General features: G+C 73.0%; 22 protein-coding genes and 1 tRNA gene. 8 read left to right on the plus strand and 15 right to left on the minus strand.

Going from position 1 to position 23,206, the window contains the following annotated elements; genetic code table 11:
* Positions 1 to 318: 318 nt before the first annotated feature.
* The 3 genes from ACFV6E_RS06715 to ACFV6E_RS06725 all read right to left on the minus strand — a co-directional run bounded on the left by ACFV6E_RS06715 (position 319) and on the right by ACFV6E_RS06725 (position 2,493).
* Positions 319 to 1,137 (minus strand): SCO1664 family protein, encoded by an 819-nt coding sequence (locus ACFV6E_RS06715; RefSeq protein WP_385170781.1) that lies wholly within the window; start codon positions 1,135 to 1,137, stop codon positions 319 to 321.
* The gene (locus ACFV6E_RS06720) at positions 1,101 to 1,691 is read right to left on the minus strand and encodes a DUF3090 domain-containing protein (protein WP_385459704.1); all 591 of its coding nucleotides are present in this window, start codon (positions 1,689 to 1,691) and stop codon (positions 1,101 to 1,103) included. Before ACFV6E_RS06720 ends, ACFV6E_RS06715 begins: the two co-directional genes overlap by 37 nt.
* Positions 1,692 to 1,806: 115 nt before the next feature.
* On the minus strand, positions 1,807 to 2,493 hold the full coding sequence (locus ACFV6E_RS06725) for a histidine phosphatase family protein (RefSeq protein WP_385170785.1): 687 nt from the start codon (positions 2,491 to 2,493) through the stop codon (positions 1,807 to 1,809).
* A 62-nt stretch (positions 2,494 to 2,555) separates the two neighbouring features.
* Here ACFV6E_RS06725 and corA point away from each other — a divergent pair, with 62 nt between their 5' ends.
* Positions 2,556 to 3,554: a magnesium/cobalt transporter CorA gene (gene corA, locus ACFV6E_RS06730; protein WP_385170788.1), complete on the plus strand. Its 999-nt coding sequence runs from the start codon at positions 2,556 to 2,558 to the stop codon at positions 3,552 to 3,554.
* Positions 3,555 to 3,614: 60 nt separating this feature from the next.
* On the opposite strand, the gene ACFV6E_RS06735 is transcribed toward corA, so the two are convergent.
* Together ACFV6E_RS06735 and ACFV6E_RS06740 are read right to left on the minus strand one after the other, a co-directional pair.
* Positions 3,615 to 4,403, minus strand: a complete 789-nt coding sequence (locus ACFV6E_RS06735) for a ferritin-like domain-containing protein (RefSeq protein ID WP_385170790.1) — start codon at positions 4,401 to 4,403, stop codon at positions 3,615 to 3,617.
* 248 nt (positions 4,404 to 4,651) lie between these two features.
* Complete coding sequence (locus tag ACFV6E_RS06740) at positions 4,652 to 5,707, minus strand: LLM class F420-dependent oxidoreductase (RefSeq protein WP_385170792.1); 1,056 nt, start codon at positions 5,705 to 5,707, stop codon at positions 4,652 to 4,654.
* A 152-nt stretch (positions 5,708 to 5,859) separates the two neighbouring features.
* Here ACFV6E_RS06740 and ACFV6E_RS06745 point away from each other — a divergent pair, with 152 nt between their 5' ends.
* Positions 5,860 to 6,843: an aldo/keto reductase gene (locus ACFV6E_RS06745; protein ID WP_385170795.1), complete on the plus strand. Its 984-nt coding sequence runs from the start codon at positions 5,860 to 5,862 to the stop codon at positions 6,841 to 6,843.
* On the plus strand, positions 6,840 to 9,116 hold the full coding sequence (locus ACFV6E_RS06750; protein WP_385170798.1) for a helix-hairpin-helix domain-containing protein: 2,277 nt from the start codon (positions 6,840 to 6,842) through the stop codon (positions 9,114 to 9,116). Before ACFV6E_RS06745 ends, ACFV6E_RS06750 begins: the two co-directional genes overlap by 4 nt.
* A 345-nt stretch (positions 9,117 to 9,461) precedes the next feature.
* Here the strand turns inward: ACFV6E_RS06750 and ACFV6E_RS06755 are convergent, their stop codons facing one another.
* Entirely contained in the window at positions 9,462 to 10,211 is a 750-nt protein-coding gene (locus ACFV6E_RS06755) for a hypothetical protein (protein ID WP_385459706.1), read from the minus strand.
* Positions 10,212 to 10,258: 47 nt separating this feature from the next.
* Between ACFV6E_RS06755 and ACFV6E_RS06760 the strand changes: the two genes are divergently transcribed.
* Positions 10,259 to 10,447: a DUF5703 family protein gene (locus ACFV6E_RS06760; protein WP_033323315.1), complete on the plus strand. Its 189-nt coding sequence runs from the start codon at positions 10,259 to 10,261 to the stop codon at positions 10,445 to 10,447.
* A gap of 102 nt (positions 10,448 to 10,549) precedes the next feature.
* Here ACFV6E_RS06760 and ACFV6E_RS06765 read toward each other — a convergent pair whose 3' ends face one another.
* The 3 genes from ACFV6E_RS06765 to ACFV6E_RS06775 all read right to left on the minus strand — a co-directional run bounded on the left by ACFV6E_RS06765 (position 10,550) and on the right by ACFV6E_RS06775 (position 13,298).
* Entirely contained in the window at positions 10,550 to 11,431 is an 882-nt protein-coding gene (locus tag ACFV6E_RS06765; protein WP_385459709.1) for a chaplin, read from the minus strand.
* Between the two features lie 150 nt (positions 11,432 to 11,581).
* On the minus strand, positions 11,582 to 11,815 hold the full coding sequence (gene chpH, locus ACFV6E_RS06770) for a chaplin ChpH (RefSeq protein ID WP_385165922.1): 234 nt from the start codon (positions 11,813 to 11,815) through the stop codon (positions 11,582 to 11,584).
* A 157-nt stretch (positions 11,816 to 11,972) separates the two neighbouring features.
* Positions 11,973 to 13,298, minus strand: coding sequence for a M20/M25/M40 family metallo-hydrolase (locus tag ACFV6E_RS06775; RefSeq protein ID WP_385165924.1), 1,326 nt, complete (start codon positions 13,296 to 13,298; stop codon positions 11,973 to 11,975).
* Positions 13,299 to 13,503: 205 nt separating this feature from the next.
* Between ACFV6E_RS06775 and ACFV6E_RS06780 the strand changes: the two genes are divergently transcribed.
* Both ACFV6E_RS06780 and ACFV6E_RS06785 read left to right on the plus strand, forming a co-directional pair.
* Positions 13,504 to 13,588 (plus strand) — tRNA-Leu (locus ACFV6E_RS06780).
* A gap of 93 nt (positions 13,589 to 13,681) precedes the next feature.
* A complete protein-coding gene (locus ACFV6E_RS06785; RefSeq protein WP_385165926.1) occupies positions 13,682 to 14,098 on the plus strand; it encodes a YchJ family protein in 417 nt (138 codons plus the stop codon).
* 21 nt (positions 14,099 to 14,119) lie between these two features.
* Here the strand turns inward: ACFV6E_RS06785 and ACFV6E_RS06790 are convergent, their stop codons facing one another.
* Positions 14,120 to 14,821 carry a FadR/GntR family transcriptional regulator gene (locus ACFV6E_RS06790; RefSeq protein WP_385165928.1) on the minus strand — a complete coding sequence of 234 codons (702 nt, stop codon included), beginning with the start codon at positions 14,819 to 14,821 and terminating at the stop codon, positions 14,120 to 14,122.
* Between the two features lie 129 nt (positions 14,822 to 14,950).
* On the opposite strand from ACFV6E_RS06790, the gene ACFV6E_RS06795 reads away from it, so the two are divergent.
* Positions 14,951 to 15,478, plus strand: coding sequence for a gluconokinase (locus ACFV6E_RS06795; RefSeq protein WP_385165929.1), 528 nt, complete (start codon positions 14,951 to 14,953; stop codon positions 15,476 to 15,478).
* A gap of 70 nt (positions 15,479 to 15,548) precedes the next feature.
* Positions 15,549 to 16,946 carry a GntP family permease gene (locus ACFV6E_RS06800; RefSeq protein ID WP_385165931.1) on the plus strand — a complete coding sequence of 466 codons (1,398 nt, stop codon included), beginning with the start codon at positions 15,549 to 15,551 and terminating at the stop codon, positions 16,944 to 16,946.
* Positions 16,947 to 17,148: 202 nt separating this feature from the next.
* Here ACFV6E_RS06800 and ACFV6E_RS06805 read toward each other — a convergent pair whose 3' ends face one another.
* The 5 genes from ACFV6E_RS06805 to ACFV6E_RS06825 all read right to left on the minus strand — a co-directional run bounded on the left by ACFV6E_RS06805 (position 17,149) and on the right by ACFV6E_RS06825 (position 23,134).
* Positions 17,149 to 17,778: a cytochrome b/b6 domain-containing protein gene (locus ACFV6E_RS06805; protein WP_385459711.1), complete on the minus strand. Its 630-nt coding sequence runs from the start codon at positions 17,776 to 17,778 to the stop codon at positions 17,149 to 17,151.
* Positions 17,762 to 18,487, minus strand: coding sequence for a molybdopterin-dependent oxidoreductase (locus ACFV6E_RS06810; RefSeq protein ID WP_385165933.1), 726 nt, complete (start codon positions 18,485 to 18,487; stop codon positions 17,762 to 17,764). The genes ACFV6E_RS06805 and ACFV6E_RS06810 overlap by 17 nt, the downstream gene beginning before the upstream one ends.
* Before the next feature lie 102 nt (positions 18,488 to 18,589).
* Positions 18,590 to 20,161 carry an APC family permease gene (locus ACFV6E_RS06815; protein WP_385459713.1) on the minus strand — a complete coding sequence of 524 codons (1,572 nt, stop codon included), beginning with the start codon at positions 20,159 to 20,161 and terminating at the stop codon, positions 18,590 to 18,592.
* Positions 20,162 to 20,231: 70 nt separating this feature from the next.
* A complete protein-coding gene (locus tag ACFV6E_RS06820; RefSeq protein ID WP_385165937.1) occupies positions 20,232 to 21,182 on the minus strand; it encodes a hypothetical protein in 951 nt (316 codons plus the stop codon).
* Between the two features lie 296 nt (positions 21,183 to 21,478).
* On the minus strand, positions 21,479 to 23,134 hold the full coding sequence (locus ACFV6E_RS06825; protein ID WP_385165939.1) for an FAD-binding dehydrogenase: 1,656 nt from the start codon (positions 23,132 to 23,134) through the stop codon (positions 21,479 to 21,481).
* Positions 23,135 to 23,206 lie beyond the last annotated feature (72 nt).

The following is a 23,206-nucleotide window of genomic DNA, read 5'->3' on the forward strand; positions in this document are numbered from 1 at the left end:
CGGACGAGCCGCCCCTCCGGCAACCACGCCGGCACGACGCCCGGCCCGCCCGGCACGACGCTGATCCCGTACGGCAAGACGCCCGTCCCGCCAGTCAGGACGCCGCCCCCGTGGCACGGGATTCCCGGTCCAGCACGGACGCCCGCGATCCGGCCCGGAGGCCGGGCGCCGGACGCCCCGCCAAGGCGTCCGCCCGCGGCTGTCCGGCCCCGAGCCGCGACAGCACGACGCCGTCCCGCCTGGCGGGATACCCGTCTCGTCCGGCAAGATGCCCCGCCGTGTCGGCCGCCCCCGGCCGTCCGGTCCCCAGCCGTGGACTCACACCGGTGGCCACGGGATGGCCGGCCACTCGCCGGTCGGTTCGGGGTGTCTGCCGGAGGTGAGCATCGCCGCCACGCGGGTGCGGGTGGCGTCCACCTCGGCGGGCGTGATCAGTTCGGCCAGGCGGGTGGCGAGCGGGGCGTCGGGGGCCAGTCCGTCCCGCAGGCCGGTGAGAACCTCGACCGCCTCCGTGGTCAGCGGCTCGCCCGCCCAGCCCCACAGCAGCGTCCGCAGCTTGTTCTCGGCGTTGAAGGTGACGCCGTGGTCGATGCCGTAGAGCCGGCCCCCGCCGCCGGGCAGCAGGTGCCCGCCCTTGCGGTCGGCGTTGTTGATCACGGCGTCGAGCACGGCGAGCCGCCGCAGCCGCGCGTCGTCGGCGTGCACGAGGAGCGCCGTGCGCCCCTCGCCGACCTCGGCGAACCCGATGGCCTTCCAGCCCTCCGCGGGTTCCTCGTCGTCCACCAGGGCGAGCAGTTCGGTCTCGGGCTCGCCCTCGATCCACAGCTGGCACATGCCCTCGCCGTACGGCCCGTCACGCAGCACGGTCGGCGGCACCAGGCCCCAGCCGGTCGCCTCGGAGACCTCGTAGGCCGCGACCTCGCGCTGCGCGAGCGTGCCGTCGGGGAAGTCCCACAGGGGCCGCTCCCCGGCGACCGGTTTGTAGACGCAGTGCGCCTCGCGGCCCTCGTGGGAGACGGAGCAGTACAGCACGGCGTTCGACGCCTCACGGATCTGTCCGCTCACCGTCAGCTCGCCCTCGGCGAGCAGTTCGGCGGTGGTCACGCTCCGCGGCGGTATCCGTTCTGGCGCGGACATACGTGTCCCTCCGGGTCGAGCGGCAGGCTGCACAGCGGGCACGGCGGCCGGCCCGCGTTGACGACGTCGAGGGCGCGCTTGGCGAAGGCCCTGGCCTGCGCGCCGGTGAGGCGGACCCGGAGCATCGGCGGACCGTTCTCCTCGTCCTGGAGCAGCCGCTCCTCGGCCTCGGCGAGGTCCTCCTCGGATTCCGCGTCCAGCTCGACCAGCGCCTGCGCCTCGACGATCATCCGCTGCTCGTCGCCGTCCCAGGCCAGTGCCATGGTGCCGACGCGGAACTCCTCCTCCACCGGGGTGTCCAGCGGGGCGGTGTCCGCGACCTCGGCGGAGGCCACGGCCGGTACCGGCGCGCTGCCGCCGGTCCGCCGTACGACCTCGTCGAGCAGTTCTTCCATGCGCTCGGCGAGCGCGGCCACCTGGGTCTTCTCCAGGGCCACGCTGGTCACCCGGGGGCCCGCGGTGGCCTGGAGGAAGAAGGTACGGCGTCCGGGCAGCCCGACCGTACCGGCCACGAAGCGGTCCGGTGGGTCGTAGAGGAACACCTGACGGGACACGTCCTGTCTCCATTGGATCGGGGCCGGGCGGCCGGGTCTCGGCCGTCACCGGTCCGCATCGGTTGCTGACAACTGCTGCGCCGCTTGGACCGCTTCACCCTACTGCGGCCGACGATCACGGTGCGCCCGCACCGCCCCCGACCGGGGCGTCGCCGCCCGCGGACTCCTCCCGCGGCGCCAGCGAGGCGAAATCACCGGTGTCGCCGAGGCGAACGAGAAACGGCCGCATTCGTGTGTAACGGATCGCGGTGATGGAACACGGTTCCACAGAGATCCGCTGGAAGAGGTCGAGATGAAGTCCGAGTGCGTCCGCCACGAGCGACTTGATGATGTCGCCGTGCGAACACATCAGATACACCGCGTCACCGCCGTGCTCGCGCTCCACGCGCGCGTTCCACTCGCGTACGGCCTCCGCGGCCCGGGTCTGCATGGCCCGCATCGACTCGCCGCCCGGGAACGCCGCCGCGGACGGGTGCGCCTGCACGACCTGCATCAGCGGCTCGTCGTTCAGCTCGGCGAGCTTGCGGCCGGACCAGTCGCCGTAGTGGCACTCCCCGATGCGGTCGTCGGTGTGCGGGACCAGGCCGGGGCGGGCGTCGAGCAGCGGCGCGACGGTCTCCTGGCAGCGCTGGAGCGGACTGGTGACGACCTCGGCGAGGGGCAGCCCGGCGAGCCTGCCGGGCAGGGCGGCGGCCTGTGCGGCGCCGCGCTCGTCGAGGGCGACACCGGGGGTCCAGCCGGCGAGGAGGCCCGCGGTGTTGGCGGTGGAGCGTCCGTGCCGGACGAGGATCAGCGTGGGCATGCCGCCCAGCCTAGGCTGCTCCCGGCCATGGTCCGCGGGCGGACGAAAGGGGAACACGTTCTGTGATCGCCGACTGTGCCATCTACCGGGGCGGCCACCGTTCGGGGAGTTCGGAGGACCTGTCCGACGCGCTGGAGAAGGCGCGCGCCGAGGACGACGCCTTCCTCTGGATCGGCCTGCACGAGCCGACGGAGGACGAGTTCGACCACGTCACCCGGGAGTTCGGGCTGCATCCGCTGGCCGTCGAGGACGCCTTGAAGGCGCACCAGCGGCCCAAGCTCGAGGTGTACGACGACTCGCTGTTCATGGTCCTGAAGCCGGTGACGTACGAGCCGGACAGCGACACCGTCTCCTCCGGCGAGGTGATGATCTTCCTCGGCGACTCCTTCGTGGTCACCGTGCGCCACGGCGAGGGCTCGTCGCTGAGCGGGGTGCGCAAGCGCCTGGAGCAGCACCCGGACATGCTCCGGCAGGGCCCCACGACCGTGCTGTACGCGATCGCGGACGCGACGGTCGACCACTATCTGGACGTCGCGACCGAACTCCAGACGGACCTGGAGGAGCTGGAGACGGAGGTCTTCTCCCCGGCCGCCGGCGGTTCCCGGCACACGGCGTCCCGGATCTACACCTTCAAGCGGCAGGTCCTGGAGTTCCGCAGGGCGACGGGGCCGCTGGCGCTGCCGCTGGCCCGGCTCGCGGGCACCGGCACGCTCGGCCCCGGGGTGCCCTTCGTGGACGCCGACGCGCATCCCTTCTTCCGCGACGTCAACGACCATCTGACCCGGGTGAACGAGTCGGTGGAAGGCCTGGACCGGCTGGTGTCCGACATCCTCTCCGCGCACCTGGCGCAGATGAGCGTCCGGCAGAACGACGACATGCGGAAGATCTCCGCCTGGGCGGCCATGGCCGCGGTCCCGACCATGATCGCGGGCATCTACGGCATGAACTTCGACCACATGCCGGAGCTGCACTGGATCTGGTCGTACCCGGCGGCGATCTCGCTCATGGCGGTCCTGGAGGTCGTGCTCTACCGCCTGTTCAAGCGGCGAGGGTGGCTCTGAGGCCACGCCCTTCGGGGAGGCGGGGTGTCAGGCGGACTCAGGTGGCGGGCGAAGGCGGTCTCAGGCGAACTCGGGGGCCGTCGTGGCCGGCCCTCCCAGGGCGTCACGGCGCTCGGGCATCTCCAGGGAGACCATCCGCCGCCAGCCGCCCAGCCGCTCGTAGGCGTACACGGCGTGGATGCCCGCGGCGAGCAGGGCCGCCCTGGCCCCCGTCCAGCCGAGGATGCGTCCCATGTGGTCCATGACCGCGAGGCTGACGTCCCGGTAGACCCGGATCTCGGCGAGCGCGCACGCCCGCAGCGTCCGCTGGATGTCGCGGCCGTGTCCCGCGTACGCGAAGCGCAGCAGTTCCTCGTGGCAGTAGGCGAGGTGGTTGTCCTCGTCCCGGGAGATCATCCGGACCGCGCGGCCGATGCCGGGGTCGTCGCCGAAGTGCTTGCGCAGCAGTTCCATCTGTTCGGCGGCGCGCTGTTCGGTGACCCTGCTGTGCGCGAGGTAGGTGACGATGTCCTGGACGGTGAGCGGCCGGTCGGCCCGGAGCCTGTCGTGGGGGAGCCCGATCCCGTGCCGCTCCAGGAGCATCGTGTAGTCGGTCTCGGGAGGTACCTCGACGGGCCGCAGACCGCGCTTCTTCAGCAGTGCGTGGAAGATCCGCCCGTGCTTGTCCTCGTCGGCGCCGTGCCGGGCGATCCGGGGCGCGAGCGCGCGCTGGCTCGCGGGCACCAGCGCGGCGATGCGCCCGTTCTCCCAGCCGCCCTGCGACTCGCCGCCGGCGGCGATGGAGCAGAAGAGCCGGAACGACTCGTCGTTGTCGAGGATTTCCCTGAAGAGACTCCTGGCCGAAAGCATCACTGCCCACCTCTCTGCGCACGGCTGTCGCAAAGAACGAGTCAAAGGCGGCCGGGGCGGGGCGGCAACACCTGCGCCGGACAACTCGGCCGAACGGCGGAGGACCGGGTTGCGGCGGGACGCCTCCAGGGCGTAACCGACGGGGCGGGTGAGGCGTTGTCCCGGTGACGGCCGTGGCGGGGAAGACCCCCGAGCCCCCACCACGGCCGCGAAAACCTCCCCCGCCCGGCGTCCTCACGGGCTGTGCGTCACGCGAGTCCGGCCCGTTCCAGGGCCTCGGACCCGGCCCGCAGCGAGGCGATCCGCTCCTCCAGCGTGAAGCCCGCGGGTGCCAGCGTGAGCGTGGTGACCCCGGCCGCCGCGTAGGCGTTCATCCGGTCCGCGACGCGGTCCACGGAACCCAGCAGCGTCGTCCGGTCGATCAGCTCGTGCGGTACGGCGGCGGCCGCGCCCTCCTTGTCACCGGACAGGTACTTGTCCTGGATCTCGGCGGCCTCCTTCTCGTACCCCATGCGCTGGGCGAGCCGGTTGTAGAAGTTCTGCTTGCGGCTGCCCATGCCGCCCACGTACAGGGCCGTGTACGGGCGGAAGGTGTCGGCGAGCGCGGCCAGGTCCTTGTCCTCGCCGACCGCGAGCGGCAGCGTCGGGCAGACGTCGAAGCCCTCCATGGTGCGGCCGGCCCTCTCCCGGCCCGCGCGCAGATGCCGGACCGCGGTGTCCTCCAGGTGCTCGGCCGAGGGGAAGATCAGCAGGGCGCCGTCGGCGATCTCGCCGGTCTGCTCCAGGTTCTTCGGGCCGATCGCGGCGATGTACAGCGGGATGTGCTCGCGCTGCGGGTGCACGGTCAGCTTGATGGGCTTGCCGGGACCGTCCGGCAGCGGCAGCGTCCAGTGCTCGCCCTCGTAGGACAAGCGCTCACGGCTCATCGCCCGGCGGACGATCTCCACGTACTCGCGGGTGCGGGCCAGCGGCTTGTCGAACTTCACCCCGTACCAGCCCTCGGAGACCTGCGGGCCCGAGACGCCGAGGCCGAGGCGGAACCGGCCGCCGGAGAGCGAATCCAGGGTCGCGGCGGTCATCGCCGTCATCGCGGGCTGGCGGGCGGGGATCTGGAAGATGGCCGAGCCGACGTCGATGCGCTCGGTCTGCGCGGCGACCCAGCTCAGCACGGTCGCCGCGTCGGAGCCGTACGCCTCGGCCGCCCAGCAGACGGCGTATCCCAGCCGGTCGGCCTCCTGGGCCACGGCGAGATTGTCCGCGTCCATTCCCGCGCCCCAGTAGCCGAGGTTGATCCCGAGCTGCATGGCCGATACCCCTTACCGATCAGTAACGTCGCTTCCGCCGCAGACACTAGCGCGCCGTCCGGCGCGGCGGCAGGGACGGGTTCAGGACCGCGTCGCGCCGGTTGTCCACAGGGTCACGACGCGGCGAGTTCAGGCCAGTAATCTCGGCGTTCATGGAGCAGAGGCATCTCGGCCGTACCGGCCTGCGCGTGTCCCGGATCGGACTCGGCACCCTGACGTGGGGCCGGGACACCGACGAGCACGACGCCGCGGACCTGTTGAAGGCGTTCTGGGAAGCGGGCGGGACCCTCGTCGACACCGCGGACGTGTACGGGGACGGCGAGGCCGAGTACGTGCTGGGACAGCTCATAGAAGCCCTGGTGCCGAGGCGCGACCTGGTCATCTCGACCAAGGCGGGGAGCGTGCCGGACCCGGACCGGCGCTTCGACGGCTCGCGCGGGCACCTGCTGTCCGCCCTCGACGCCTCGCTCAAGCGCCTCGGCACCGACTACGTGGACCTGTGGCACGTGCACGCCTTCGACCCGCTGACCCCGCTGGACGAGACCCTGCACGCGCTGGACCTGGCGGTCAGCAGCGGCCGCGCGCGGTACGCGGGCGTGTCCGACTTCTGCGGCTGGCAGCTCGCCAAGGCCGCCACCTGGCAGCTCGCCGCCCCGGGCACCCGCACCCGTATCGCCGGTACGCAGCTCGAGTACTCCCTGCTCCAGCGCGGGGTGGAGCGCGAGGTGCTGCCCGCCGCCCTCGATCTGGGGGTCGGGCTGCTGCCCTCCTCACCGCTCGGCCGCGGCGTGCTCACCGGCAAGTACCGGCACGGCACGCCCGCCGACTCCCGGGGCGGCTCGGAGACGCTGGCGCCCTTCGTCGCGCCGTACCTGGACGAGGCGGCCGGGCACATCGTCGACGCGGTGGCGACCGCCGCCGACGGGCTCGCCGTGACCCCGCTCCAGGTCGCCCTGGCCTGGGTCCGCGACCGGCCGGGGGTCGCCGCCCCGGTCATCGGCCCGCGCAACCTGCACCAGCTCACGGAGGCGTTGTCAGTGGAGACCCTTAGTCTTCCTGACGAGATCTGCCGGGCGCTCGACGACGTGTCGGCACCGGTGCACCACTATCCCGATCACGACTGGAGCACGCTGTGACCACGGAGCCCGAGACCACGGAGGAAGCCGAGCCGGGGACCCCGGGCGCGGGCTCACGGGACGGCGCCGCCGACGACACCGCGCCCCCGGCGGAGGGAGCCGCGGACACGGACGCATCGGACACGGACACGCCGGACTCCGACGCAAGGGACGGCCAGGAGAGTACGGAGGGCACGGACGGTACGGAGGGCACGGACGGTACCGAGGGCGCGGGGGGTACCGAGGGCGCGGGCGACGCGGAAGGCGCGGCCGAGCTGTCCGAGGCCGAGGCCGAGCTGGCGGCCCAGCGCGAGCTGCGGGAGCGGATCGAGCGGCGCAAGGCCGGGAAGCAGGGGCCGATCGCGGCCGGCGGCAAGCTCAGCGGGACGGCCGCCGACCTGCTGGCCGCGGTGCGCGCGGTGGAGAGCGGCGAGAAGCCGGTGGCCACGGCGTTCACCGAGCCGGCGCCGGCGCCGCGCAGGTCGGCCCCCGAGCCCGTGCGCCGCCCCGAGCCCGTGGCACCGGCGGCGAGCGCGCCCGCCGCCGAGACGGTCGGCGCCGTGCGGGCCGTCCTGGCGGAGGGCGGCGCCCCCGAGGCGCTGGCGCCGCAGGCCGCCGCCGTGCTCGGCGAGGGCGCCGACGCCGAACTGCGCGCGGATCCCTGGCAGTTGCTGCGGGTCGCCGGGGTGCGGCCCGAGCAGGCCGACGGATTCGCGCGGGCGCTGCTCGGCGCGGAGTGCCGCCCTGACGACGAGCGGCGCGGCCGGGCGGTCACGGTGTGGCTCCTGGAGCAGGCGGCCCTCGCCGGACACACGGCCCTCGAGGCCCCGGCGCTCACGGCGGCGCTGGCCCAGCGGTCGGTGCCCGACCCGGACGCGGCCGTGCAGGACACCGTCGCCGAGGGCGAGGCCCTGGTCTTCCAGGACGCTCTCGAAGCGACGGCGCCCGCCTCCCCTTCCCCCTCCAGGGCGCAGGACGACTCGGAGGACGGCGAGGAGCGCCCGGTCCGCGTCCTGATCGGCCTGGAGCGGTACGCGCTCGCCGAGGAGAGCCTCGCCGACGGTCTCGCCCGCGTGATCAACTCCCTCGCCAAGGAGTCCGCCGTCACCTGGGAGCCCGTCGTCGCGTCGGCGTCCCGCTCCGCCGCCGAGCTGTTCCGCGCCGTCGCGGACCACGGGCTCGTACTGCACACGGGCGGCGAGGCCGCGCGCGCGGAACCGGCGGAGCTGCTGACCGCGGCCCGCGCCGCGGGACTGCGGGCCTACGCGGCCGCGCACACCGCGGACGGCCGCGACCGCTTCGCCGCGCTGCTCACGGCCCCGCGCGAGGCCGCGGCCGAGGCCGTCGCCACCGTCGCCGGTCTGCTCTCCGGTACGGAGGGGCCGGGCCGGGACCCGGAGGGCGCCCTCGCGCTCGACCTGCTGATCCTGCCGGACGCGCCCCAGCTCGACGTCGAGGCGGCGGCCGTGCTCGCCGAGTCGCTGCCCGACGGTGCCCGGCTGGTGCTGAGCGGGGACCCGGGGGTGCTGTGGTCCGCCGGGCCCGGCCGGGTCTTCGCCGACCTGCTCGCCGCCCGCGTCGGCCCGCAGATCGCCTCGCGCACCCCGGACCCGGGGCCGCTCGGCGAGCTGGTCTCGGGCATCGGCATCGGCGAGCTGAACCAGGTCGAGGCGCCGGGCAAGGAGGTCGTCATCGTCCCGGTGCGGGACGCCGGGGAGGCCGTGCACCGGACCGTGCAGCTCGTCGCGGACTCGGTGCCCCGGGCGATCGGCATCCCGGCCGAGCAGACCCAGGTGATCACACCGGGGCACGGCGGCGCGGCCGGCACCCGCGCGCTGAACGCCGCGCTCAAGGACCGGCTCAACCCGGGCCCGGGCCGCTTCGGCGGCTTCGACCCGGGCGACCGGATCGTGTACTCGGCCGCCCCCGGGCGTACGGCGCCGGGCCGGGTGGTGAAGGCCGACGCCGACGGGCTGCATCTGGAGTGCGCCGGGGAGGCCGTCGTCGTACCCAGGGAGCGGGTGGAGCGGACGGTGCGGCACGGCTGGGCGGTCACCGCGCACCAGGCGGTGGGGCACCGCTGGCCCGCGGCGGTCGTCGTCCTGCCGGGCGACGCGGCGGGAGCCCTGACCCGCCCCTGGGTGTACACGGCCTTCGGCCGGGCCGCACGCCATCTGTCGGTCGTCCACGGCGTGGAGCAGGCCCTGCCCCGGGCCGTGGCGGAGCTCCCCCAGAAGCCCCGGACGACCCGCCTGCCGGCCCTGCTCAGAACGCAGGTCCCGGCGGCCGGCTGACCGCGGCCACGGGCGCGGCCGGCCCGCGCGCACGACCGCCCGCACAGCACGCGCGGCCGCCCGCAGGCCGCGCTCGGCCCCGCCCGTCACGCACAGTCGCCCGCACACCGCGCGCAGCAGCCCGCACACCGCGCACGGCCGCCGACAAGTGTGGCGGCCACCGGAGCTCCGGTGGCCGCCATCAGGTTCCGTCGCGGCGTCCTTGGTTCATCCGGTCCGGCGCCCTCGGTTCACCCGCCGCGGCGTCCTTGGTTCATCCGGTCCGGCGTCCTCGGTTCACCCGCCGCGGCGTCCGCGGTTCATCCGGTCCGGCGCCCTCGGTTCATCTGGTCCGGCGTCCCCGGTTCAGCGGTCCGCGTCCAGCCGCTCCAGGTCCTCGTCGTCCAGGTCGCCGTCGTCCAGGTCCTCGTCGTCGAGGTCCGCGTCGTCGTCCGGGTCCCCGGCGAGCCCGCGGCGGGGGGCGAGGCCGTCCTCGATCCCGTCGTCGTCCGCCTCGTCGTCGAAGACGGCGCTGACGTCGAAGCGGCAGACCACGCGCTGCGCGTCGGCCTGCTCGAAGGGCGCCTCCAGCCATTCACCCGGTTCGGCCGGCTCGTCCGCCGCCGTCACCCACAGCGTGGAGTCGCCCTCCTCCAGTCCGAACTCCTTGTGCCGGGAGGCGATCTCGTCCGGTTCGAACTCACCGAAGAGCAGACCGAGGGCACCGTGCACCGTGCCCGAGGCCGTGGTCTCCACGCCGTCGTCCTCCACCGCCTCGATGCGCTGTGCCTGTGCCAGCAGGCGCTGCGGCTCCACCACCGCGTAGTCCCGGCGGATCAGCACGCTCAGCGCGTTCGGCTCCTCGGGGCCCGTGTACGGGGGCAGGCTGTCCTCCGTACCGGGAATCTCGAACGGTGTGACCTCGTCGTACCGGTCGTAGAGCAGTTCGTCGTACTCCTCGGCCGCGGCGGCCAGTTCGTTGAACGCCTCGTAAACGGCCGGGTCGTCCTCACCCGTCCTGCGCTCGACCGCGGCCAGGTGGCGGTCGAGCGCGGTCTTGACCGCCTCGGCGGCGGCGCGTACCTCGGCAGCGGTGGGCTGCGCAGCATCAGACATAGTGCAGACGCTATCCGTACCGGGCCGCTGCCCGCACAATAGATGCGATGCCGGAATACGAATTTGTCGACGTGTACGTACCGCGCGGGGTCTCCCGCAAGGAAACGACACGCTTGCTGACGGACCACGCGGAGTACGGACACTGGGAGCTGGACCGCCTGAGTCTGCATCCCGACGGCAGCCGCAGAGTGCGGCTGCGCCGACGGATCATTCGCCAGGTGCGCGCCACGTGGTGAACGGAGGCGACTGAAACGGAGCGGGCCCCGCACCGGCGGGACCCGCTCCGTTCCGTGCCCGCCCCCTGGAACCCGGTGGCTCAGCGTCCGGCGTGCCGCGACTCACGCTGCCGCGCGCGCCCTGCGGTAGAGCAGCGCGCCGCCCAGCAGCGCCGTCGCGCCCGCGGGCACGAGCATGCCCAGCGGCAGGTCACTGCCGGTGTGGGCGAGCTGCGCCGCGCCCTGCGGCTCGGCGACAGACTGCGCGCCCGGCCCCGACTGACCGCCACCCGGAGCGCCCGGCGTACCCGGCGTACCCGGAGTGCCCGGATTGCCCGGATTGCCGCCGGGGTTCTCGTTCCCCCCACCGGGCGGCGTGCCCGGCTGCCCCGGCTCCCCGGGCTGACCCGGTTGCCCCGGCTCCCCCGGGTTGCCCGGATTCCCCGGCTGACCGGGCGGATTCGTCGGCGGTGTCTCGCCACCACCGGGCGGCGTTTCGTCGCCACCACCGGGCGGCGTCTCATGGCCACCACCGGGCGGCGTGCCCGGGTGGCCGCCGCCGGAGCCGTTCCCGCACGCGTTGCCGACCGCGGCGTTGCCGACGCCGCCCACGTTCACGCTGTTTCCGCAGATGTTGACCGGGACCTCGACCGGCGCCTCCACGTGGTTGCCCGAGCCGACACCCGGCGAGTCACTGCTGTGACCTCCCGTGTGCGACCCGCTGCCGTGACCGCCGTGGCCGTCGCCGGACGAACCGCCGCCGCCCTGATTGCCGCAGCCGTTGCCCGTCGCCGGGTTGAACAGACCGACCACGTTCACGGTGTTGCCGCAGGCGTTGACCGGGACGTGCACCGGTGCCTGCACCGTGTTGCCCGACAGCACGCCGGGCGAGTCCGAAGCGGAGCCGTGCGCAGCCGAGTCGGCGTGCGCATGGCCGCCCGCGACGGCGAGTAAGCCGGTCGCGGCGGCCACGGTCATCAGGCCCTTGCGGGTGACCTGTCGCATTGCTGATACCTGCCTTCGACGTTGTCCGCGGACGTTGTGGAACGCGCCCGCACCGAGCGGGCGGGCGCGCAGAGCCCGGTCGGCCCCGGGGCGCGGATGCGCGCTCCGGGGCCGACGCGGACTCAGGCCCTCATGAACAGAGGCACAACGTCACTGGTTGACGCAGGTGTTGCCGAAGGCGGGGTTCAGCAGCCCGATCACAGAGACCGTGTTGCCGCAGACGTTCACCGGGACGTGCACCGGCACCTGCACGACGTTGCCGGAAAGGACGCCCGGGGAGTGCACCGCCGCACCCTGAGCACCGGAGTCGGCGACCGCCAGGCCCGCACCCGCGAGAACCAGGCCACCGGTGGCAGCCGCAGCAGCGACGATCTTCTTGATCATTATTCCTCCTCGTTGGCAAAGCGGTCCAAGCCTCGGACCGCACTACCTGTAACGAGGAAGGAGTAATGGAGCTACGAGCTTATGGTCGCATTCACTCTTCTCAGTCCGTCCCGCACGCGCTGGCGATTATGCGAGTTTCCTTTTACCGGCCCGGCGCTCAGGACGCGTCGATGAAGCGGTCGAGCACCCGCACGCCGAACTTGAGGCCGTCCACCGGCACCCGCTCGTCGACGCCGTGGAACATCCCCGCGAAGTCCAGCTCCGGGGGCAGCTTCAGCGGCGCGAAGCCGAAGCCGCGGATACCGAGGTCGTCGAAGGACTTGGCGTCCGTACCGCCGGAGAGCATGTACGGGATCGCCTTCGCGGCCGGGTCCTCGGCGACCAGCGCGGACTGCATGGCGTCCACCAGCGCCCCGTCGAACGTGGTCTCCACGGCCTTGTCGGCGTGCACGTCCTCGCGCCGCACCTTCGGGCCGAGGATCCGGTCGAGGTCGGCGAGGAACTCCTCCTCGTGGCCCGGCAGGAACCGCCCGTCGACGTGCGCGGTGGCCTCGCCGGGGATGACGTTGACCTTGTAACCGGCGCCGAGCTGGGTGGGGTTGGCGGTGTTGCTCAGGGTGGCGCCGATCAGCTTGGCGATGCCGCCGAGCTTGGCCAGCGTGCCCTCCATGTTCTCCGGGTCCAGCTCGGTGCCGAGCGCGTCGCCGAGCTCGTCGAGGAAGGCGCGGGTCGTCTTGGTGACGCGGACCGGGAACTCGTGCCGGCCGAGGCGGGCGACCGCGTCCGACAGTTCGGTGATGGCGTTGTTCCGGTGGATCATCGAGCCGTGTCCGGCGGTGCCGGCCACGGTCAGCTTCATCCAGTGCATGCCCTTCTCGGCCGTCTGGATCAGATAGAGCCGGCGCTGCTCGTTCACCGTGAAGGAGAAGCCGCCGACCTCGCTGATCGCCTCGGTGACGCCCTCGAAGAGGTCGGGGTGGTTGTCGACCAGGTACCGGGCGCCGTACGTGCCGCCCGCCTCCTCGTCGGCGAGGAAGGCGAGGACGATGTCGCGCGGGGGCCTGCGCCCGCTGCGCAGCCGGTCGCGGACGACCGCCAGGGTCATCGCGTCCATGTCCTTCATGTCGACCGCGCCCCTGCCCCACACGCAGCCGTCGGCGATCTCGCCGGAGAACGGGTGGTGGGTCCAGTCCTGGGCGTTGGCCGGTACGACGTCGGTGTGGCCGTGGATCAGCAGCGCGGGCCGCGAGGGGTCCTCGCCCTGGATGCGCGCCACCGTCGAGGCGCGTCCCTGGTGCGACTCGAAGATCTGCGGTTCGAGCCCGACCTCGGCGAGCTTCTCGGCCACGTACTCGGCGGCCTTGCGCTCGCCCGGCCCGGAGTGGTCCCCGTAATTGCTGGTGTCGATCCGGATCAGCTCGCGACAGAGGTCGACGACCTCGTCCTCGCCGGTGACGCTCCCGGCCGTGTTCGACTCGCTCACGCTGCTTCCTCCCACTGTCACTGCTGGTGCTGTCACTGCTGGTGGTAGTCCCTCACATCCTCTCTCCGGCACCCGGCGCGCCCCAAGGGCGGTCGCGGTCCGTCACACGCCGTTCACGCCGGGACGGGGTGTGATCGGGCGCCCCCGGAAGCCTGGTAATGTTTCCTCTGTCGCCGCGAGGGAAACCCCGCACGACAGACACCTTGTCCGGGTGGCGGAATGGCAGACGCGCTAGCTTGAGGTGCTAGTGCCCTTTATCGGGCGTGGGGGTTCAAGTCCCCCCTCGGACACACAGCGAACAGCCCCTTTCGAGGGGCTGTTTTCGTTGTGGGCCCGTACTCCCGCCGGTCACCCCCTCCCGGTGGTGACGGAGAATGACCCCCATGGCCCGACGAACCTCACGACCCTCCCGCAAGACCGCCGCCGGTGTCCCCGCCGTCTGCCCCTGCGGGTCGGCGCGGCCGTACGCCGAGTGCTGCGGCCGCTTCCACCGGGGCGAGGCCGCGGCGCCCACCGCCGAGGCGCTGATGCGGTCGCGCTACAGCGCCTTCGTCAAGCGGGACGAGGGGTATCTGCTGCGGACCTGGCACCCGGCCACGCGGCCGCCGCGGGTGGAGTTCGAGCCGGGGATGCGGTGGACCGGCCTTGAGATCGTCGCCGTGACCGAGGGGTCGGCGTTCCACTCGACGGGGACCGTGACCTTCCGGGCGAACCATGCCGGGGGCGTGCTGCACGAGCGGAGCCGGTTCGAACGGATCGGCGGGGCGTGGGTGTACGTGGACGGGGACTTCGTCGAGTAACCCGCCCGGCCCGCGCACCCGTTACGGTGCCAGGATGTCCAGTTCCTGGAGGGCGCCGACCGTGATCTCGCGGGTGAGCTCTTCGGCGCGGGCCGCGTCGCGGGCCCGTACCGCCTCCGCGACCTGTACGTGGAGGGTGACGGCGGCCGGGTCGGGGTCCTCGAACATGATCTCGTGCTCGGTGCGGCCCGTGAGGACCTCGGCGACGACGTCGCCGAGCCGGGCGAACATCTCGTTGCCCGACGCGTTCAGGATCACGCGGTGGAAGGCGACGTCGTGGAAGAGATAGCCCTCGAGCTGGTGGCCGCGGGAGTTGGCGACCATGCCGAGGGCGCACTCGGTGAGCTCGGCACACTGCTCGGGTGAGGCGTGCCGGGCGGCGAGGCCGGCGGCGACGGGCTCGACGGCCGAGCGCAGCACGGTGAGCGAGCGGAGCTGGTAGGGGCGGTCGGCGCCGGCCAGCCGCCAGCGGATGACCTGCGGGTCGTAGACGTTCCACTCGGCCTTCGGGCGGACGGTGACGCCGACGCGGCGGCGCGACTCGACCAGGTGCATGGACTCCAGTACGCGGACGGCCTCGCGCATCACGGAGCGTGACACCTCGAAACGCTGGGCGAGCTCGTCGGTGCGCAGGACGCTGCCCGGCGGGTATTCGCCCGCCGTGATGGCCGGCCCCAGGGCCTCCAGTACGTGCCCGTGCAGCCCCCGGCCCGGTGTGGTCATGGGCTCAGCGTACGAGGTGATCGCTGGAACAAAAAGTCAGACTTATTCATCACAGACTCTTGAATTCGTCGTACCTAATGGGTTTCAGTGGCGTCGACATCAGATGTCGACGAAGACAGCGAGAGCACGATGCAGCAGACGCGTACCCCCCACGTGGTCGTGGTCATGGGCGTGGCAGGCACCGGGAAGACCACGATCGGTCCCCTGCTTGCCGCACGGCTCGGCGTTCCCTACGCCGAGGGCGACGACTTCCACCCGCAGGCCAACATCGCCAAGATGACGGCGGGGACGCCCCTGACCGACGACGACCGCCGGCCGTGGCTCGACGCGATCGGCGCCTGGGCGCACGACCGGGCCGGACTCGGCGGCGTGGTCAGCAGCTCGGCGCTGAAGCGGAGCTACCGCGACCGGCTGCGCGCGGCCGCTCCCGATCTCGTCTTCGTCCACCTCACCGGCGAGCGCGCGCTGATCGAGGACCGGATGTCGCACCGGCAGGGGCACTTCATGCCGACGGCCCTGCTGGACTCCCAGTTCGCCACCCTCCAGCCGCTCGAGGCGGACGAGGCGGGTGTCGCGGTGGACGTCTCCGGCGACCCCGGCGAGATCACCGAACGGGCCGTGGCCGCGCTGGACGCGCTGCCCGGGCCCACGCAGTAACCCTCACGGCTCCGCTCGGAGCCCCGAGGCCCCTCCCCACCCGATCACCCGTACACGCAAGGGACACACCGTGACCAGACTCAGCGTCGAGATGCTGGCAGCGGACACCGTCGAACCGATCACCTCGGCGGGCCACGCTCAGCTGGGCATAGCCGTACTGGCGGGCATCGCCGTCATCGTGCTGCTCATCACCAAGTTCAAGCTGCACGCCTTCCTGGCCCTGACCATCGGCTCGCTCGCGCTCGGCGCCTTCGCCGGGGCCCCGCTCGACAAGGCCATCACCAGCTTCACCAGCGGGCTCGGCTCGACCGTGGCCGGTGTCGGCGTCCTGATCGCGCTGGGCGCGATCCTCGGCAAGCTGCTCGCCGACTCGGGCGGCGCGGACCAGATCGTCGACACGATCCTCGCCAAGGCGGGCGGGCGCGCCATGCCGTGGGCGATGGTGCTGATCGCCTCGGTGATCGGGCTGCCGCTGTTCTTCGAGGTCGGCATCGTGCTGCTGATCCCCGTGGTGCTGATGGTCGCCAAGCGCGGCAACTACTCGCTCATGCGCATCGGCATCCCGGCGCTCGCCGGTCTGTCCGTGATGCACGGGCTGATCCCGCCGCACCCCGGCCCGCTGGTCGCCATCGACGCGGTCAAGGCCAACCTCGGCATCACGCTGGCGCTCGGCGTCCTGGTCGCCGTCCCGACGGTGATCATCGCGGGTCCGGTCTTCTCCCGGTACGCCGCCCGCTGGGTGGACGTCCCGGCGCCCGACCGCATGATCCCGGCGCGCGCCTCCGACGACCTGAAGAAGCGTCCCGGCTTCGGCGCCACCCTGGCCACCGTGCTGCTGCCGGTCGTGCTGATGCTGGCCAAGGCGCTGGTGGACATCGTCGTGGACGACCCCGAGCACCAGGTCCAGCGGGTCTTCGACGTCATCGGCTCGCCGCTGATCGCGCTGCTCGCCGCGGTGATCGTGGGCATCTTCACGCTCGGCCGTCCCGCCGGGTTCACCAGGGAGCGGATCTCCTCGACCGTCGAGAAGTCCCTCGCGCCGATCGCGGGCATCCTGCTGATCGTCGGCGCGGGCGGCGGCTTCAAGCAGACGCTGATCGACTGCGGGGTGGGCCAGATGATCCTGGACATCTCCGAGGACTGGTCGATCCCGGCGCTGCTGCTCGCCTGGCTGATCGCGGTGGTGATCCGGCTCGCGACCGGTTCGGCGACCGTGGCGACCGTCTCGGCGGCCGGTCTCGTCGCGCCGCTGGCGGCCGACATGTCGACCACGCACACCTCGCTGCTCGTCCTGGCGATCGGCGCGGGCTCGCTCTTCTTCAGCCATGTCAACGACGCCGGGTTCTGGCTGGTCAAGGAGTACTTCGGGCTGAACGTCGGCCAGACGGTCAAGACCTGGTCGGTCATGGAGACGATCATCTCCGTGGTCGGCGGCGCGCTGGTGCTCCTGCTGTCCCTGGTGATCTAGTGCCCCGGCAGGCAACGTTTGCCCGTCAAGGAGCGGCGTCCGGTGCGTGCTCTCGGCGTGCCGGGCGCAAGCCCTCGTACTGGACGTACTTGGGTTTGTGCCCGGTGCGGCGAGAGTGCGTGCCGGGCGTCGCGACGGGGCGAACGTTGCCTGTTGGGGCACTAGCGGTTCCGGCTCTTCCCGGGAGTGGGCGGAGCGGGAGTCACGGCCGCCAGAGGCTGTGCTCCCGCTCCGCCCACTCGCGGCTCACCTCGCCCGTACGCAGGCCGCGGCGGGCCTCCGGGTCGGCGAGCGCCATCCCGATGTGACCGGCGAGGACGATCCCGATGGTCAGGGCGAGCCAGTCGTGCACGAAGGTCGCCGAGGTGCGCCACAGCAGCGGGGTGAGGTGGGTGAACCACATCAGCAGCCCGGTGCCGAGCATCACCAGGGCGGCCCCGGCGATCCAGGCGGCGTAGGTCTTCTGGCCCGCGTTGAACTTGCCCGCGGGCCGGGCGGAGTGCCGCCGGTCGCGGCGCAGCGCGGCGCGCAGCCACGTACGGTCGTGCGGGCCCCAGCGGTTGAGGCGGCCGAGGTCGGCGCGGAAGGCGCGGGAGGCGAGGCCCGCGAGGACGGGGACCGGCAGCAGCAGGCCGGCCCATTCGTGGACCCGGACCACCAGCTCACGGCGGCCGACGAGCTGGGCGAACTCCGGGAGGTAGAGGCAGGCGGCACTCGCCACGCACAGGCCCATGAGCACGGCGGCGGCGCGGTGCACCCAGCGTTCGGCGGGGGTGAAGCGCGCCACCCGGGCGGCGCGGGCGGGGGCGGGGGCGTCAGCTGGTGGGGTCATCGTCGCGTCCGTTCGAGCGGCCGACCCAGGCGTCGACGTCGTAGCCGCGGTCCTCCCAGTAGCCGGGGCGGACGTCCTCGGTGACGGTGATGCCGGAGAGCCACTTGGCGGACTTGTAGAAGTACATGGGGGCGACGTAGAGGCGGACCGGGCCGCCGTGGTCGTGGCCGAGGTTCTTGTCCTGCATGCGCAGGGCCACCAGGACGTCGGCGCGGCGGGCCTGGTCGAGCGTGAGGCTCTCGGTGTACGCCCCGTCGAAGCAGGTGAAGCGGACCGCCCCGGCCGAAGGACGCACTCCCGCGGCGTCCAGCAGCCGGGACAGGCGTACCCCCTCGAAGGGCGTGCCGGGCACCCGCCAGCCGGTGACGCACTGCACGTCGCGCACCATCCGGGTCTGCGGCAGGGCGCGCAGGTCGGCCAGGGTGTAGCTGCCGGGGCGGTCGACGAGGCCGTCGACGGTGAGGCGGTAGTCGGTGGCGTCCTTGCGCGGGACGGAGGACGTCACCGAGTAGTAGCGGAAGCCGCCGCCGTTGGGCAGGAGGCCGGTGAGTCCGGTGGGGTCCTTGTCGGCGGCGCCGCCGAGGAAGTTCTCCAGGCCGCGCTGGAGGACGGGTGCGGTCAGCACGCCGAGTGCGCCGAGGCCGAGGGTGCCGAGCAGGACCCGCCGTCCGACGGGGGTGCCCGGTTCGCCGGGCCGTTCTTGGGTCACGTACCGATTCGAACACCCGTGACCCCTGCCGGGCCAGGGATTACGGGGGTCCGTCCGTATTCCGTAATGGAATCCCCGTGGGTGCGCGGCCCGATGGCCGGGTCAGGGGGCCCGGTGGCGGGGGCCGGGCGCGGATCCGGCCGCCTTGTCGAGCTGGAACGCCTCGTTGCCGAGGCCGATCCGGGCGTGCGCCTCGGGCCTGCGGGAGTGCAGCACGAGCCCCTGGACCAGTCCGGCGATCAGGGCGAGGCCGATGACGGCGGGCAGCGCCCAGCTCAGCGCGGAGTCCGGGTCGGCGCCGAGGAGCACGTCGAAGTCCTTGACCGTGCAGACGGCGATGAAGAGCAGGGCGGCGCCCGCGAGGGCGGACGCGGCCAGCCGCCAGAACTGGGCGCGGGCGGCGCCGCGCCGGGCGAAGAAGACGATCACCGAGAGGGATGCGGCGGCCATGAGCAGGATGACGCCGAGCGCGCCGACGTTGCCGCCCCAGGTGAACAGGTGCAGGACGGGTGCGGTCGGGTCGCCGGCCGGTGCGTCGTCGGTGAGCGCGAAGGCGGCGACGACGATCGCGGAGACGGCGGTCTGGAGCAGTGAGCCGGTGCCCGGGGCGCCGCTCGTGCCGGTGGTGCGGCTGAAGGCGGCGGGCAGCAGGCCCTCGCGGCCCATGGCGAAGGCGTAGCGCGCGACGACGTTGTGGAAGCTGAGCGTCGCGGCGAACATGCCGGTCACGAAGAGCACGTGCATGACGTCGGTGAAGGTGGTGCCGAGCCGGGGTTCGGTGAGGAAGAACAGCAGTCCGGCGCTCTGTTCCCGGGCGACGGGGACGATCGCGTGGGGTCCGGCGGCGACGGTGAGCGCCCAGGAGCTGAGGGCGAAGAAGACGGCGACGAAGCCGATGGCCAGGAACATCACGCGCGGTACGAGGACGGCCGGGCGGCTGGTCTCCTCGGCGTAGACCGGGGCCTGTTCGAAGCCGGTGAAGGCGGCGATGCAGTAGCACAGGGCGGTGCCGACGCCCGCGCCGGTGAGGGTGGCGGGGCTGAAGGCGTGCAGGGACAGGCCCTCGCGGCCGGGGTCGGTGACGGCGGCGACGTCGAAGACGACGACCAGCGCGACCTCGATCAGCAGCAGGACGCCGAGCACGCGCGCGTTGACGTCGATCTTCAGCCAGCCGAGCGCGCCGACGACGAGGACGCAGGCGAGCGCCGGTATCCACCAGGCGACGTCGGCGTCCAGATAGGTGTCGAGGAGCCCGGAGACCTCGAAGCCGAAGATGCCGTAGATGCCGACCTGGAGCGCGCTGTAGGCGACGAGCGCGACCAGGGCGGCGCCCGCTCCGGCGGTGCCGCCGAGGCCGCGGGAGATGTACGCGTAGAAGGCGCCGGCGTTGTGGACGTGGCGGCTCATCTCGGCGTAGCCGACGGAGAACAGGGCGAGCACCACGCCGAGGGCGACGAAGAGCAGGGGCTGTCCGACGATCCCCATCACCCCGAATGTGGTGGGCATGACACCCGCGACGACCATGAGGGGCGCGGTCGCGGCGAGCACGGACAGCAGCAGGCCCGCCGTGCCGAGCCGGTCGGCGCGCAGCGCGCGGTCCTGCCCCTTGAACGTGCTGATGCCGGAGCGGGGATCCCGCCGGCTCTCGCTCGTGCTCGAACTGCCCGTCGTCATGGCCGAGTCGTCCTCTCAGATAGCGGTGAGGTCGGGTGAACCACTCAGGTGATCCGGTCGCAAGGACCGGTCAGCCGGTGCCCAGCGCGCTCGCGCGTGCGGTACGGAACGCCGTGCCCGGATCCCGGTCCGGATACGACCACGGGGCCGGGGTCGCGTACGGGCCGATGCGCTGGAAGAGGGCGGCGGCCTCGGCGCCGCGGCCCTCGCAGTGCATGGCGTGGGCCAGGAAGTTGAGGTCGATGAAGCGCCGGGGATGGTCGTCGCGCTCCCACTCGAGCCACCAGTCGAAGGCGGCCTTCATCACCTGCCGGGCCCGCCGGCCCACCCAGTGCCCGGAGGCGGCCGGGTCGGCGGGCTCCAGGCCCGCCGAGGCCAGCACCCGGTAGCGCTCGGCGTGCGCGACGACCGGCAGCACGGCGAGCGGGGAGTCGGCGGGCGCCTGCTCGGCGGCCCAGCCGGCGAAGTCGTAGACCTCGTGCAGCGGGTCCTGGCCCGCGTCGGCCCGGCGTTCGGCGAGCCGGGCGACCATCAGGTGGTGGGCGTGGTGGTGGTCGGGGTAGCGGTGGCGCACCTCGTCGAAGAGCTGGACGACGTCCTCCTCGCTGCCCACGGATCGCTCCAGCATCAGCAGGCACAGCCAGGGGGTGGGGTCGTCGGGGGCGAGCGCGGCGGCGGTGCGGCAGGCCTCGCGGGCCGGGTCCGGGCGCTCCCTGCCGTCCAGCACGCGGTGCACCAGGGCGCAGGCCAGCAGTACCGAGGCGCACGACGACTCGGGTTCGGCGAGCAGCCAGTCGCCGGCCCAGGCGAGCGCGGCGGGTGCCTGGGAGAGGACGGTGACGCGGTGGCCGCGGCGGTCCCAGTCGTCGCCGGTGCCGGCCAGCAGGGCGCGGACCGTGGCCCACCGTCCCCGGGTCAGCTCGGCGCGGGCGACGACGAGTTCGGCGTCGTCCAGCGCGGCGTCGAAGACCTGCGGGGCGCGTCTGCGGCCGCGGCCGAGGGGTGGCGGAGGTGGGGGCACCGCTGGCGGTCCTTTGGCGGGTGGTCCGTACGGAGCGGGGCCCGGCAGGGCCTGATCACGGACAGCAAACCGTCACCCATAGCTTGACGTCAAGAGTCTTCGGTCCTACTACACGTTTCAACAAGGCCCAGTGATACGGGAGTTGAGCCCTGCGGCGCCATCGATACGCGCCGTAACCGCAGGCCAGCCGCCGCCCCCGGGCGCTGCTCCCGGCGCCCCCGCCGCAACTCGGCAACCGCCCCTGCCGCAGCTGGGCAACCGCTCCGCCGCCGCTCGGCGAGCGCCCCCGCCGCCGCTCAGCCCACCGCCTTCGCCGCCGCCCGGCCCGCGGTCCGCCCGGAGAACAGGCAGCCGCCGAGGAAGGTGCCCTCCAGGGAGCGGTAGCCGTGCACACCGCCGCCGCCGAACCCGGCCGCCTCCCCCGCCGCGTACACCCCGGCCAGCGGGTCGCCGCCCTCCGTGAGGACCCGCGAGGACAGGTCCGTCTCCAGGCCGCCGAGCGTCTTGCGGGTGAGGATGTTCAGCCGCACCGCGATCAGCGGACCGGCCTTGGGATCGAGGATGCGGTGCGGGGCCGCCGTACGGATCAGCCGGTCGCCCAGGTACCTGCGGGCCCCGTGGATCGCCGTGACCTGGAGATCCTTGGTGAAGGGGTTGGCGATCTCCCGGTCGCGCGCGACGATCTCGCGGCGCAGCGCGGCCTCCTCGATGAGCGGCTCCTTGGTGAGCGCGTTCATGCCGCGCACCAGCGCGCCCAGGTCCTTCTCCACCACGAAGTCAACGCCGTGGTCCATGAACGCCTTCACCGGTCCCGGTACGTCGGCGCGCCCCCGCTCGATCACGCCCCGGACGGACTTTCCCGTCAGGTCGGGGTTCTGCTCGGAGCCCGAGAGCGCGAACTCCCTGCCGATGATCCGCTGGTCGAGCACGAACCAGGTGTAGTCGTACCCGGTGTGCATGATGTGTTCGAGCGTGCCCAGGGTGTCGAAGCCGGGGAAGAGCGGCACCGGCAGCCGCCTGCCGCGCGCGTCGAGCCACAGCGAGGACGGGCCCGGCAGGATGCGGATGCCGTGGTTCTCCCAGATCGGGTTCCAGTTCTGGAGACCCTCGGTGTAGTGCCACATCCGGTCTCGGTTGATCAGGTGGGCGCCCGCCTCCTCGGCGATGCCGAGCATCCGGCCGTCGACGTGCGCGGGCACCCCGGAGACCATCCGCTCGGGCGGGGTGCCGAGCCGCTCCGGCCAGTTCGCGCGGACCAGGTCGTGGTTGCCGCCGATGCCGCCGGAGGTGACGATGACCGCCTGGGCGCGCAGTTCGAAGGCGCCGGTGACGGTGCGGTTGCTGGCCCGGCCGCGCTCGACGCCGGAGGGCTCCAGGATCTCGCCGGTGACGGTGTCGACGGCGCCCGCGCTGCGGGACAGACCCGTGACGCGGTGCCGGAATTTGAGCTGGACCAGGCCGCGCGCCACCCCGGCGCGCACCCGCCGCTCGAAGGGCGCCACCAGGCCGGGCCCGGTGCCCCAGGTGATGTGGAAGCGCGGTACGGAGTTGCCGTGCCCGGTGGCGTCGTAGCCGCCGCGCTCGGCCCAGCCCACCACCGGGAAGAAGCGGACGCCCTGCCGGTGCAGCCAGGAGCGCTTCTCACCGGCCGCGAAGTCGACGTACGCCTCGGCCCACTGCCGGGGCCAGTGGTCCTCGGGCCGGTCGAAGCCGGCCGTGCCCAGCCAGTCCTGGAGGGCCAGCGCGCGGCTGTCCCTGATCCGCATCCGGCGCTGTTCGGGCGAGTTCACGAAGAACAGGCCGCCGAAGGACCAGTGCGCCTGGCCGCCGAGCGACTGCTCGGGCTCCTGGTCCAGGAGGATGACCCTGCGGCCCGCGTCGACGAGCTCCGCGGTCGCCGCGAGCCCCGCGAGGCCCGCTCCGATCACGATCACGTCCGCGTCGTGGGTCATGGGACCGTCCTCTCGGCGTTCCGGCAGGCCGGCCCGGCGTGCCCGCGGGCCTGGTCTCTCCTCGTTACTGGT

It is taken from the genome of Streptomyces sp. NPDC059785, from assembly GCF_042732375.1.
Lineage (GTDB): Bacteria > Actinomycetota > Actinomycetes > Streptomycetales > Streptomycetaceae > Streptomyces.

Bases quoted from the DNA above. Each gene is read 5' to 3' on its own strand.
- ACFV6E_RS06715 (WP_385170781.1), bottom strand. From the start codon at position 1,137: ATGTCCGCGCCAGAACGGATACCGCCGCGGAGCGTGACCACCGCCGAA.
- ACFV6E_RS06725 (WP_385170785.1), bottom strand. From the start codon at position 2,493: ATGCCCACGCTGATCCTCGTCCGGCACGGACGCTCCACCGCCAACACC.
- ACFV6E_RS06735 (WP_385170790.1), bottom strand. From the start codon at position 4,403: ATGCTTTCGGCCAGGAGTCTCTTCAGGGAAATCCTCGACAACGACGAG.
- ACFV6E_RS06740 (WP_385170792.1), bottom strand. From the start codon at position 5,707: ATGCAGCTCGGGATCAACCTCGGCTACTGGGGCGCGGGAATGGACGCG.
- ACFV6E_RS06745 (WP_385170795.1), top strand. From the start codon at position 5,860: ATGGAGCAGAGGCATCTCGGCCGTACCGGCCTGCGCGTGTCCCGGATC.
- ACFV6E_RS06755 (WP_385459706.1), bottom strand. From the start codon at position 10,211: ATGTCTGATGCTGCGCAGCCCACCGCTGCCGAGGTACGCGCCGCCGCC.
- ACFV6E_RS06760 (WP_033323315.1), top strand. From the start codon at position 10,259: ATGCCGGAATACGAATTTGTCGACGTGTACGTACCGCGCGGGGTCTCC.
- ACFV6E_RS06765 (WP_385459709.1), bottom strand. From the start codon at position 11,431: ATGCGACAGGTCACCCGCAAGGGCCTGATGACCGTGGCCGCCGCGACC.
- chpH (WP_385165922.1), bottom strand. From the start codon at position 11,815: ATGATCAAGAAGATCGTCGCTGCTGCGGCTGCCACCGGTGGCCTGGTT.
- ACFV6E_RS06785 (WP_385165926.1), top strand. From the start codon at position 13,682: ATGGCCCGACGAACCTCACGACCCTCCCGCAAGACCGCCGCCGGTGTC.
- ACFV6E_RS06790 (WP_385165928.1), bottom strand. From the start codon at position 14,821: ATGACCACACCGGGCCGGGGGCTGCACGGGCACGTACTGGAGGCCCTG.
- ACFV6E_RS06795 (WP_385165929.1), top strand. From the start codon at position 14,951: ATGCAGCAGACGCGTACCCCCCACGTGGTCGTGGTCATGGGCGTGGCA.
- ACFV6E_RS06805 (WP_385459711.1), bottom strand. From the start codon at position 17,778: ATGACCCCACCAGCTGACGCCCCCGCCCCCGCCCGCGCCGCCCGGGTG.
- ACFV6E_RS06815 (WP_385459713.1), bottom strand. From the start codon at position 20,161: ATGACGACGGGCAGTTCGAGCACGAGCGAGAGCCGGCGGGATCCCCGC.
- ACFV6E_RS06825 (WP_385165939.1), bottom strand. From the start codon at position 23,134: ATGACCCACGACGCGGACGTGATCGTGATCGGAGCGGGCCTCGCGGGG.